Origin of the sequence: Paenibacillus xylanexedens (assembly GCF_007676705.1) — a bacterium.
In the GTDB taxonomy this organism is placed as follows: Bacteria; Bacillota; Bacilli; order Paenibacillales; family Paenibacillaceae; genus Paenibacillus; species Paenibacillus xylanexedens_C.
The window spans coordinates 183734-196118 of record NZ_VEBF01000005.1 but is presented as its reverse complement, the minus strand read 5'-3'; the positions used below and the strand labels follow the sequence as shown (position 1 = coordinate 196118).

The window sequence follows — 12385 nt, the reverse complement described above, 5'->3', positions numbered from 1 at the left end:
TTAAAATGGAACTAAAAAGGAAGATGATCGATGCGAAGAAGAATCAGCTTGCCTTTAAAATTATTTTTTATCGTGTTTGCATTTGTATTAAGCTGCATCATCTTGATAAGCCAATTATCTTATCGCTATGTCCAAAAGGAAATAAGAACCAATGACATTTTTTACACCAATCAAATACTAGACAAGGTTGACCAGTATTTCACCGTTAATTTTTCCTCCTTCCAGACGATTCTCTTCTCAGTTGAAACATCAGTGAAAGCCAACATTAACAATACCGAAGTGATTAAAAAGCAATTAAGGGAGCTGTATGAACTCAACAGTATTTATGTCAGTAATATTTATTTGATCAAAAGCGATTTATCCATTCTGGGCGGAAGTACACCTACCCGAATATTCGATGAACCTTTATCTGAAAGAGAACCTTTGTTTGATGCAGCTGACAAGAACAGAAGGACGACCTTTGTTAGTGATCCTTACAAATCCAAGTATTCCGGCTGGACCGTTACAATGGTTCGGTATCTGAACGGCGCTCCGTTCCCTATGGCCATTGCGGTTGATTTGGATCTAAATGCCATTGAAGAAACCTTGTTCAAGATTAATAAACAAGAACAAATGAATCTGGCTCTGATCACCGCGTCGGGTAAGATCATTGCTGGATTTTCTGATCATAAAGGACTACTGAATATTCAAGACCATACGTTTTCGATAGGAGAGACATCAGCAGAACAAATCCTGGATACGACAGAAACAAGCCTTCAACTGCATACCAAGGATGGCATTCCGGTCTCCCTTTTAAAAAAGCCAACGGAGAAATTTAACTGGACCATGATTTCACTCAACGATGAATCACGCTTGAAAGCAGCTTTATCCCGATTGGAAACCTATTATATCGAACTTCTGGGTGCAGGTCTTATCTTAAGTTTGTTCATTTCTTTTTTAATTGCCAAATATATCAGAAATCCGCTCTATGCGCTCAAAACAAAAATGAAACGGGTGGAACAGGGTAATCTCACAACGACAATAACGATTAATCGAAACGATGAATTTGGAGATCTTTCACGAGCTTTCGATCGTATGCTGCAGCAGATTGTAGAGCTGATTCGGCGAGCGGAACTTCATAATGAACTTGAGCGGAAGCTGGAAATCCAAGTGCTGCAGTCTCAAATTAACCCTCATTTTCTGTATAACACGCTTGGTTCTATTAGCAATGTCATACGTCTCGGACAAATAGAGAAAGTAGATGTGGTGATCGGGTCGCTCATTTCATTATTGGAATATGGGATAAACGATGCCTCAGAGAAGGTTTCCCTGCGCCAGGAATTACGAAATGTAGCCGACTATATCGAGATCCAGAACATTCGGTATAACCGAAACTTCCACTTGATTGAACATATCGAATCAGAATTAATGGATTTTCCGGTTTTTCGAATGCTGCTGCAACCTCTTGTCGAGAATAGTATCTTCCATGGCTATAACGGAGGGGGAATTGAGGGCCCTATTACGATTCATGCGTACAAGGAGAACAGTATCGTCATCATAGAAGTCGTTGATCAAGGCGAGGGAATACCCGCTGATAAAATAAAGTCTATTTTAACTTCAGAACCGAGTGAAATGGAAGTGAAAAGGAAAAGAATCGGGCTAAATAATATTCATGGTCGAATAAGACTTCACTACGGAGATCAATTCGGGCTCCACATCATCAGCATCCCTAAGGAAATAACCCGTGTACGCGCCTTATTCCCGGCAGAATTGCAAAAAGGAGATGCATAGTGGTGAGAGAATATACCTGCTTCATTGTTGACGATGAAGACCTGATCATTCAAAGATTGGAATTGTTTTTTAATGAGCTCTCTCATAGGGATAAGCGATATGTTCTAGTGGGAAAAGCAAATAATGGGCTGAATGGGATCGAGGAGATCATAAAACTTAAACCGGATATCGTCATATCCGATATCGTTATGCCGCGAATGGATGGAATCTCCATGATTGAGCAGCTCAAGGCGGAGCTACCTCATACCCAATACATACTTCTGACCGCCTATTCATCCTTTGAATACGCCCAACGAGCAATTCAAGCCAACGTATTAGAGTACATCGTAAAGGTTCCCCTGAGGGAAGCGGATTTGGTTCGAGCTTTGGATAAGGCAGCCGGAATTTTAAATGAGTTGAAGAAAAAAGAAGCAGAATTTCAATCGTTAAACGTATCGGTGCTTGAAAATAAATATAGAGTGCGCAAGCAATTTTTTAATGAACTGATCAGAGGTGAAATTCCTTCTCATCGAGCATCTGATTTTGCCAATCGCATGCAGTTTCATTTCTTTCAAGCGAACTATTGCTGCTTCATTGTTGAGATGAATACGTATGGAAGTTTCCGAAACGAATACTCCGCCGTTGATCAAAACATCTTGAAATACGCGATTACAAATATCATCGAAGAAACGGTGATGAATGGAGGCAGCGGCGTAGCTGCGGATCTGTCTGATCATCGTTTTATTGGCTTTCTATCCTGGGAAAACAACCGCAGTGATATGGAAACGGAATATGCTTGCCAATCATTGGGAGGGCAGATCGTCTCTTATTTGCATCAATATTTGAATCAAAGGGTATCTGTCGCTTTTGGAGGTCCACATCGAGGCTGGGAATCGATCAAACAAGCGTACACGGAAGCAAAACATGTGAGTGAGGATTTCTATTACCATACAGAGAAAGTCGTAAAAACACCCATGCATCGGTTCCAGTACCACAATGACAAAAAAGCAGACTTTCAGCAGAAACTGGCTGATTTTCTGATATGGGTGAACAGGAAGATTACCAAAGAAGAGTTGGAGAATGCACTCGCCAATCTGAACCAATTTGTTACAGACCATAAAATCCACAAGTCCATCATGGTGCCAATGATTAGAGACTTGTACAGAGACATTACCATGAAGTTTAAACCGGGCAACAAGCTGTACACAGAAGCAGAAGAATTCCCCATGGAATTTATGGCATTTCAGGAACAGCTCGCCTATATTGGCGACTTCACATTCGAATACGTACACGCGGGCCAACTTTTACATCGTGCAGAAATCATGAGTGCTATGCATTTTATAGAGAAAAACCTGAAACAGCGTTTAACGCTGGAGGCTATTGCCGAGGAAGTGAATTTAGCACCATCGTATTTTAGCAGCTTATTCAAGAAAACAATGAACGAAGGCGTGATTAGCTATATCAATCGTAAAAAAATTCACCTTGCTCTCGAGCTGTTAAATGTACGGGATTATTCTTTATTGGAATTGTGCGAGGAAGTAGGCATCGTGAATGAAGGTTACTTTTGCAAACTATTTAAAGAATATACGGGGGATACACCTAAGCAATACCGGATAAAAATGACTCGCTATGAATCCAGATAAGGATGCTAAAAATGTATGATTTTTTCGCAAAATCCTGTAAAAAAAAAGAGACCAAAACCATTACCATGATAGAAGCATCTAATCATGGGGGTTATCCAAATGGAGCTTATAAAAGCAGATGTAACCGTCGTAGGCGGAGGTATTGCCGGGATATGTGCTGCCATTGCCGCCGCACGCCAAGGACTGCAGGTTTCACTTATTAATGATCGGCCGGTTCTTGGGGGAAATGCGAGCAGCGAGGTCAGGGTTCATATCAACGGGTCGGCATATCTCGGAAACAGTCCATCCTACTATGCTCGCGAGGGCGGGTTGGTAGAAGAACTCAAGCTGAAGATCTTTCATTATAATCCGTTATACAACAAGAAGCTTATGCTTTCGCTTTCGGACACGGTCTTGCTCGACATGGTTTATGATGAACCCAACATTTCTCTATTCCTGAATACATGCGTGCATGAAACGGGCATGGAGAACGGCAGAATTCAATGGGTAGAGGGCCTTCAACTAGCTTCGGAAAGAAAATTTCGTTTTGAAAGCCGAACCTACATCGATTGCTCCGGCGATGGAATTGTGGGATATCAAGCAGGTGCTCACTTCCGATGGGGAAGAGAGGCGAAGCATGAATACAAGGAGGAGCTCGCTCCAGAAGTGGCGGATCATTACACCATGGGTGATACGATTCTGTTTCAAGCCCGTGACGTAGACTATTCCGTTCCTTACAAAAGGCCTGGCTTTGCGTATGATATTACGAAGTTGGCCTTTTTCGATAGTATCCGAAAAGGATTAAACCATCGGTCTTTTCCAAGGAAAATCAACGGGCTTGGCGGATTGTGGTGGCTGGAGTACGGCGGACATATGGACATTATTAAGAATAATGAAGATATCGCATTGGAACTGCGGAAATTGGTGTACGGGATATGGGATTATATCAAAAATAGCGGCGAGTTTGATGATGTAGACAATCTTATCCTGGATTATGTATGCCCGATTCCGGGAAAGCGCGAGTCAAGACGGTTTATAGGGGAACACATGCTGTCTCAGAACGATCTTACAGCAAAGCCTCATTTCGAAGATGCTGTATCCGTCGGAGGCTGGTACATGGATCTGCATGCGAATAAAGGCATCTACGATGAGGGGCCGGCTACCGCGTGGAATTTTGTGCCGGGATTGTATAATATCCCATTCCGTAGCTTATTTTCACGCAATATTCCTAATCTCATGTTTGCTGGCCGCAATATAAGTGCTACCCATGTAGCATTCGGGTCTACAAGGGTTATGGCAACCTGTGGTTGTATGGGGCAGGCGGTAGGAACAGCAGCTGCGTTATGCGCAAAATACGAGACAGACCCTGCGGCCATCGTCAAAGCCCATATGAGCGAGCTTCAAGCGCAGTTGCTTCGAGATGGGCAAACGATTGTAGGACTTCAAGAGCCGTTGGATCCTTATTACGCTGACGGATTAACGATTCGCGCCTCGTCTCAGAGAAGCTACAATAATCTTCAACCAACCGAAGAGATCTCCCTGGACAAAGCGTTATGTTTGGTCTTGCCGATTCAGACATCCGTGGCTGAAAGCGTGCAGATCAAAATTAAAAATAGATCCAAGCAATCGGAAACGTTGCAAGTGAAGCTGTTTGGCGGGGAACGGAAGGAAAACTATATTCCCACCAGTGAACTGAAAGATTACTGCTTGCTTATCTCAGCGGGTCACGATGACTGGATTACACTGGACCTCAGCTGCAAGAAGCCGGCTGACGACAAAATCTACATTGTATTGGAAGGTACGGCGAGCCTTGCCGTATACGGCAATGAAGAGAAAATAACAGGGGCGGTCAGCTTTCATTATAGGCCAGAAGTGCCGTCCAGGTTAAAGAAGCTTAATAAGAGCATTTGCTTCAAGGATCTAATACCATCCCAGGAGATGTTCAATCCCGCTAACGTCGTCAACGGCTTCTCCAGACCTTATGGTCTGCCGAACGTCTGGATTTCTGAACGTACGGAAGGCCAGGAATGGTTGGAATTTGGTTTTGCAAGCCCCAAGAATCTGGATGAAATCCACCTTGTTTTTAATTCGCAGCTGAACTTGGAGCATTTCGACGATCTGATCGAGCCACTGATCCAAGATTATAATGTGACCTTAACCTTGGCAGACGGAACCGAGAGTGAAATTAAAGTCCGCGGGAATTATCTTTCGTTGAACAAACATCAGGTACACGCAAACGGTGTAACCCGAATTCGGTTTAATTTTTATGCAACCTATGGTTCGCCTTATTTTGAAGTGTTTGCTGTAAAATGTTTTGCTCCTAAAAACGCTAAGTGAGGTCAGGTGAAATCGCGATGAAGGAATTTTCCCCACGAAGAGGGCTGCCTAATGTCATTCAGAAGTTGGAAAATGGAGAAACCGTGACCATCGTTTATTTTGGCGGAAGTAACACGCGTTCTGAAGGATACAGAGTCATGACGGCGGATTGGCTGCGAGGACAATATCCCAATGCTGATATTCGCTCTGTGAACGCAGGCATTGATGGGACAGGATCGGACCTCGGTTGCGCCCGAGTGGAGACAGATGTACTGCATCATCAGCCTGATTTCGTGTTTGTTGAATTTGTCGGTAACGATGGCGGAGTTCCCGAATCCAAGGCGCGGATCGAAGGCATTGTGCGACAGATCCGCAAGCGCAGCCGGTTTACCGATATCCTGTTCGTATATACGGTTAAGGAGCGGGATGTGCCTTTATTTCAATCCGGCGAATACCAGAAGGGCGCTCTTATGCAAGAGGAAGTCGCCGACTATTACGGCATTCCTTCGATTCATCTGGGCGTAGCGGTCAGTCAATTGGTTTCGGAGGGAAAGCTCATTTTCACCTCAAGGGCAAACGTGTCCATTCCCGGAGCCGTTATTTTTACGCATGATTCGATCCATCCCACTATTCCCGAAGGACACCAGATCTACACGGATACCATCACCCGGTCGTTTGAGAAAATGAGCGAACTTCGAGATCTTGTGGGAAAAGTCGAACATCACTTGCCGCAGGACCCTTTGGTTCCCGCCAATCCTTGGGAGTATGCGACCATGCTGCCGCTGGATCGTCTTACTCTTTTTTCGGCAGGATGGTCTTACATGACCCCAGATAATTTTGCTTTAGTACGCGAGTACGATTGGTTGTTCCCCGGTCTATGGCGGGCAGTCGATCCCGGAGAGGCGATCACGGTGGAGTTCGAGGGAACCCACATCGGGTTATTCGATATCGGGGGGCCGGATTCAGGCAGATTGAAGGTGTCGGTGGATGGAGGGGAACCCTTTCTTATCGATCGATTCACACCCTATAACGATCATAATCGAAATCAGTATGTTTTCTTGCCGGAGCTACCGAATGGGAAACATACGGTTCGTTTCGAAATCGATCACGAGAAGACAGACAAAGCAGCCGTGTTTGAAGCAAGCGGCAATGAAAGAAGTATGGAACATGTTCGGCAGCATCCAGCTTGGTATGATCAAACGGTCATTCAGCTTGGGAAGTTGCTATTGGTGCAGCCGCCATTATAATTGATGTGTTATGTTCTCTTGGGAGACCTACATCCTATCTGACTGCAATGGAGCAATCAATGAGGATGTAGGTTTCTTTTTACTTAAAATCGTATAAGAAACGCTTAAAATAAAAGAAATTTCACGGTGATATGACATGCTATGATACAAACGACGAAGCGGGATTAGCTAGAAGGCCTAAGGGTTAGGCTAATTGCTTCTTTACGCTCATTCGAGCAAAGGGCAATATCATTATGAAAGCGTTGTCATTAAAAGGAGAGGCTGTGAATTGTATGGTCAAAAGGAAGCTGTTTTTCTTCATCGTTTTCATGTTGACGATCGTAGTTCCTTTCAGCCTGATCGGAATAAGGGCCGCTTATGCGGAGACCTTACCTTATCAGACCATTATCATCGATGACGGGAGCATCACGATCAATGATGTTGTGACACCTGATGCGGGTAACGAGAACAACGGATATTCGGCTCCGAATTGGACCACGAGCACAGGGGTAAAGGGGTATGATCTTTCCAGCTCCAAATATACGAGTACTGTGGGCAAAACGATAACATGGAATCCACGTTTGGAAGCAGGAACGGCGAAAGTTTCGTTCTATAAGGTGGATTGGGCGGATAAGGCAGATAGTAATGTAAAAATCGAAATTGTTCATAATGGAACGACGGATGTAGTCTTTATGGATCTAAGACCTTCATCTGGTGATCCAGCGGGATGGGTTGATTTGGGAGAGTACTATTTTTCCGGAGTTGGTGAAGAATTCGTTCGATTGACTCGGTCTACCAGTACGACGAACACGATCCTTACGCGCGCTGATGCGGTCAAGTTCGAAGGGAATATAAGGCAGAAAGAGCCGCATAAGACGATCATCATCGATGATGGAAGCCTCACAATAGATAATGTCGTCACGGTTGATTCCGGCAACGCTAATAACGGATTCTCCGCTCCTTATTGGAGCACAAGTGCGGGAGTGAAGGGTTACAATAATTCCAGCTCCAAATATACAGACGCCGTAAATAGAAGCATCACATGGAATCCACGCTTGGAAGCAGGGAAGGCGAGAATATCGTTCTATAAGCTGGATTGGGCAGATAAAGCAGATAGTAATGTAAAAATTGAGATTGTTCATAACGGGATTACGGATGTGAAGTTTATGGACCTTAGACCTTCGTCAGGTCCATCGGTCGGATGGGTTGATTTGGGGGAGTATGAGTTCAGTGGTGATGATAGCGAATTTGTCAGGCTGACTCGAACCCAACCTACGACGGGTACAATTATTACTCGGGCCGATGCAGTCAAGTTCGAAGGAAATATCCGGCAGCAGGCACCGCCGTTGCCCCCGCTGCGGAGCCGCACATTAGCCAATCTCAGTTACACGGAAAAAGGTAGCATCGAAAATGATAACTATAAGGCAACCTTCTATGAGGCAGCATGGGATGGGGGCAAATCCATCGTTCGTGACATGTTCTACAAGAACACGGACACGGGAAACTGGATGCCGATAAATACTGTGGCGGAAAGACTTGAGGAACAATGGGTTTTATTGGATGGGAATGCGGGGAGCCGAACCAATTACTACGACACGATGAACAAACGCTGGATTACATTTGACGGGATCACTTTTCCCGACAACCACACGGCGGTATTAACGGATTCCTCGCATGTGAGTGATTACGATTTTGAAGTGAACTGGTCCATGGCAGGGGATAAACCAGATGTTTCTTTTGCTTTTACATCTCGCCGCGACGGCAACTATGTGATTGGATATCAGTCCTTCACAACAGAGGTAGTCTCCGGCATCAATGAAGTGTTAAATGGATTCAGGTCGCATGCCAAAATGGTAGGTACCGTAGAATCAACAAGTTTGAGGGAACTGAGCGCTCCGATGAGTCTGGTTGAGAAGAATGATGGTTCAGGGAATCCTTTGACGTATGGGGTATTTGTACCTTCGGAAGAGCTTCCGGTTGAATTTGAACCAACGGGAGGCGTTACGAAACAACGGCTCGGCATGAGCCTTGTTAACAACGAAGGCAGCGTGCAGCCCATCCTGTATGCGCCACAATTAGGGAATTATTCGCAAATGACCGCAGAAAGCACATATCAATTTCATATGGGGCTAATCGCTCAAAAGAGCAATCTGTATGAATCCTACACGGATATTCTTCGCAATGAATACGGCTATTCCGCATACCGGAAAAATGTATCCGATCAGTCGCTTACTGACGCAATGTTCAATATGATCGATTTGCTTAAGATTGAGCCGCAAGGGGACGACTCTGTTGATTATGTCCCGTCACCCAGCGGGTGGTGGAGCCGTGCCAAGGGTTTCATTGATATCGAAAACGAGGATAGCGTTCGAACCAGCTCAAATGCGGTTCTTCTGGGGGCTTACTATCTGACCGGGGATGACCAGCTTTACGATACGAGAGCATTGCCGTCCGTCCAGTATGGCGTATCGCGAAATGGGATTGGTTGGTCGCCGACGCAGAAGAAAGTATACGGCGTGCCTTCGTTATGGAAAATGGCTACCCTGCCATTCGATGTTTCAAGCGTAGCCGCTGTCAATCAGATGATGGCCACTTCGGCAGGAATTGGGGCGCTGGCACAGGAAGAGTACCTCGTACGTGATCCTGACCAGAAAGATCGGGGCCCTGTCATTCAGCCTCTGATGATGTATCGTATGACAGGAGATGCCCAGTATTTACAGGCTGCGAAGGATGCGGCCGACAGTTATATCACGCAACATATCGATACGCCAGCATCCGTCGATGTGAGTAAAAATGAGTTCATTTATTATTATAGCAAGCTGTGGATGGAGATCTTGGAGCTGTACGAAGAAACTCAGGACCCCAAATACTTGAATGCTGCCTATAAGGAAGCCAAACGGTATGCAACCATGTTTGTTGCTCGTCCGGTTCCTGAAGGAAACGTTACGATTCCGCAGCCTGAGACGTATAATTACGCGGAGTCGTTCCATTGGCCGGAAAGCGGTAAATTTCAATATCCTCGGATCAAGCTCCCGGAAGATGTACCCGGAGGCGTACCAGCGGATCATTGGCTTGTTTCACCGAGCGGATTGACGTTTGAAGCGGGAAGTACAACTGGCTATTATCGCATGAATGCGCAGGAAGCTCCATTCATGCTGAGGTTGTCACTCTATACAGGGGATAAACTGCTGCAGGATATTGCTCATAATGCGGTCATTGGTCGATATTCCAGTTATCCAGGTTATTACTATAAAGGCTTCGCCGTTAGCCAACTTGAACAGGATTTTCCTCTGGAAGGCCCTAGCGGGGCAACATCCATCTATTATCACCATATACCGGGGCAGCTCGGGCAAACGATGGATTATTTGATCAGCGAACAATCATTGAAATCGAACGGCAGTATTATGTTTCCTTCCGTATTTGAAACGAATTTTTTATGGTTCAAATATCATCTTTATGGGAATAAACCAGGTCAATTTTATGGTAATTCCGACGTTTGGCTGTGGATGCCCAAGGGGATTATTAAGACCAATCATCCTCAATTGAACTGGATAACGGGTGAGAGCGGGGATAAATTCTACATTGGGCTGAGCAACGCATCGTCAGATGAAGTACAGACTCCCATAGAATTGAATGAACAAATCATTGGATTCAACCCGGCACAAGATTATACCGTAACGATCATCCGCGACAATGGTACACCAGAGCAAACCGTTATGCGTGGCGGAACCATTGAAGCGACGGTTTCAGCAAAGGGAATTACCGCTATTATTGTAGAAGGACTCAACATAGATGTACCGCTGCACCAGATCAGAACTGCAGATACATCGGATGCAAGTTATTTCTTTGATATCCACAGTCCAATCGATGCGGTTAAAGGCATGCTGATCGTTAAGCCCGACGAAACGGTTTATGATGCTTATGTGCAAGCCAAAACGACGAAACCTGCGACAATCCATTATTCCTTGGATGGCGGGGCTACCTATACGACGATTCCAGATACGATATACCCGATGGAATGGTCGATACGGGTGAACGATTTATCCCAAACCTTCACGTATTACTTGGAATCAGAGGGGAAACAGACCCGCAAGCGGACACTCTATCTACCGGATCAGGTAACGGAAACGCCAGTCCAACCCGATGATGGGCAGGATGGTTCATCTATCATTGTGGATAATACGGAAGCGGAGACAGAAGGCGTCTGGATAAGGGATACAACGGCGAACGACTATTACTACGATAACTATGTATATGCGAAATCGACGGCCGGCACAGCGACAAGCAAGATGAGATGGCGGCCTGAGCTGCCAGAAAGTGTCACATACAGTGTGTATTACAAGCTTCCACAAATAACCGCTGCAAGTGAAAATTGGGCAACAAATGCCTCATTTACCGTTTATTATAGCGGGGGCTCCGAGACGGTTACCGTTGATGAGACAACAGCGAATGGCACTTGGGTGCACCTGGGGGATTATCCTTTTGCTGCAGGCGATAGCGGGTTCGTGGAACTAACCAACAAGGCCAACAAATCAAGGGTCGTTGCCGATGCGATCATGTGGGTGGACCCGAACCGGATACCACAATTAGAATCTGCTGTGATCTTGTCCGATCGGAACGAACTGCAGATGACTCAAACCGCGCAATTGAGCGTAACCGGTTATTTGGATAACGGTTTAATTGGTGATCTTACACAGGCCAATGTGCAGTATTTCGTTGATCGTACGGATGTGGCTGAAGTGGACAGCAGCGGGTTGTTGACCCTTCTACATCTCGATGGGGAAACGGATCACATTGAGGTATGGGCTACTGTAACGATTGATGGAGTAACCTTAACAACCCCGCCTTTGAACATAACGATTAAGGACCTAACGGTTATCGTGGACAGTACAGATACAACGGGGTTATACACGACAGAAGGATCTTGGAGCCAAAGCAATTTAGCCGGATACAAAATTGGGGTTAAGTCCCGTTACACTACAGTTCAAGGATCATCAGCAACGTGGAAAGGCCAGTTTCCAGAGGGGAAATATACGGTCTCGATCTACAAGCTCGTCCATACGACGGCGAACGATAATCATGTCAAAGTGGAAGTGAAGCATAAGACGGGTACCGAGGTCACCTATATCGATGCAACGGTCGGCCCATCCGGTTGGGTTGATCTAGGGACGTTCGACTTTACGGGAGACGGCAGCGAGTATGTTCGTTTAACCAGGGAGACTCCAACAACTGTAGATCCGCCAACGCTTCCTGCCGATATGATCTATACGAGGGTTGACGCAGTGAAGTTCGAACGGCATTCCGTTGCTCCTGAGCTGCCTGCAGATGAAGAGCCAGGTACACCGACACTTTCTGAATAGTTCCCGACACTTAATATTAATAGAGACAAGAGCCACGCATTCTGTGGCTCTTTCGTTTGGACGAGAGAAAACTCTCGTCATGTATGGTTATTGAATTCCGGAAGGGGTGCCA

General features: G+C 45.5%; 5 protein-coding genes. All 5 read left to right on the top strand.

Annotation, left to right across the window (positions count from 1 at the left end; translation table 11 throughout):
* Window positions 1-72 precede the first annotated feature (72 nt).
* Complete coding sequence (locus FS628_RS23660; RefSeq protein WP_260871161.1) at window positions 73-1770, top strand: sensor histidine kinase; 1698 nt, start codon at window positions 73-75, stop codon at window positions 1768-1770.
* Window positions 1770-3392 carry a response regulator transcription factor gene (locus FS628_RS23655; RefSeq protein ID WP_145325423.1) on the top strand — a complete coding sequence of 541 codons (1623 nt, stop codon included), beginning with the start codon at window positions 1770-1772 and terminating at the stop codon, window positions 3390-3392. Before FS628_RS23660 ends, FS628_RS23655 begins: the two co-directional genes overlap by 1 nt.
* Window positions 3393-3491: 99 nt before the next feature.
* Window positions 3492-5708, top strand: a complete 2217-nt coding sequence (locus FS628_RS23650) for an FAD-dependent oxidoreductase (RefSeq protein ID WP_260871160.1) — start codon at window positions 3492-3494, stop codon at window positions 5706-5708.
* Window positions 5709-5725: 17 nt separating this feature from the next.
* Complete coding sequence (locus tag FS628_RS23645) at window positions 5726-6934, top strand: SGNH/GDSL hydrolase family protein (RefSeq protein WP_145325421.1); 1209 nt, start codon at window positions 5726-5728, stop codon at window positions 6932-6934.
* Window positions 6935-7206: 272 nt separating this feature from the next.
* Window positions 7207-12273 (top strand): golvesin C-terminal-like domain-containing protein, encoded by a 5067-nt coding sequence (locus FS628_RS23640; RefSeq protein WP_145325420.1) that lies wholly within the window; start codon window positions 7207-7209, stop codon window positions 12271-12273.
* The last annotated feature ends 112 nt before the right edge of the window (window positions 12274-12385 follow it).

What these genes read in the sequence shown, in the direction of transcription:
- FS628_RS23650 (WP_260871160.1), top strand. Translation starts at nt 3,492, where the DNA reads ATGGAGCTTATAAAAGCAGATGTAACCGTCGTAGGCGGAGGTATTGCC.
- FS628_RS23645 (WP_145325421.1), top strand. Translation starts at nt 5,726, where the DNA reads ATGAAGGAATTTTCCCCACGAAGAGGGCTGCCTAATGTCATTCAGAAG.
- FS628_RS23640 (WP_145325420.1), top strand. Translation starts at nt 7,207, where the DNA reads ATGGTCAAAAGGAAGCTGTTTTTCTTCATCGTTTTCATGTTGACGATC.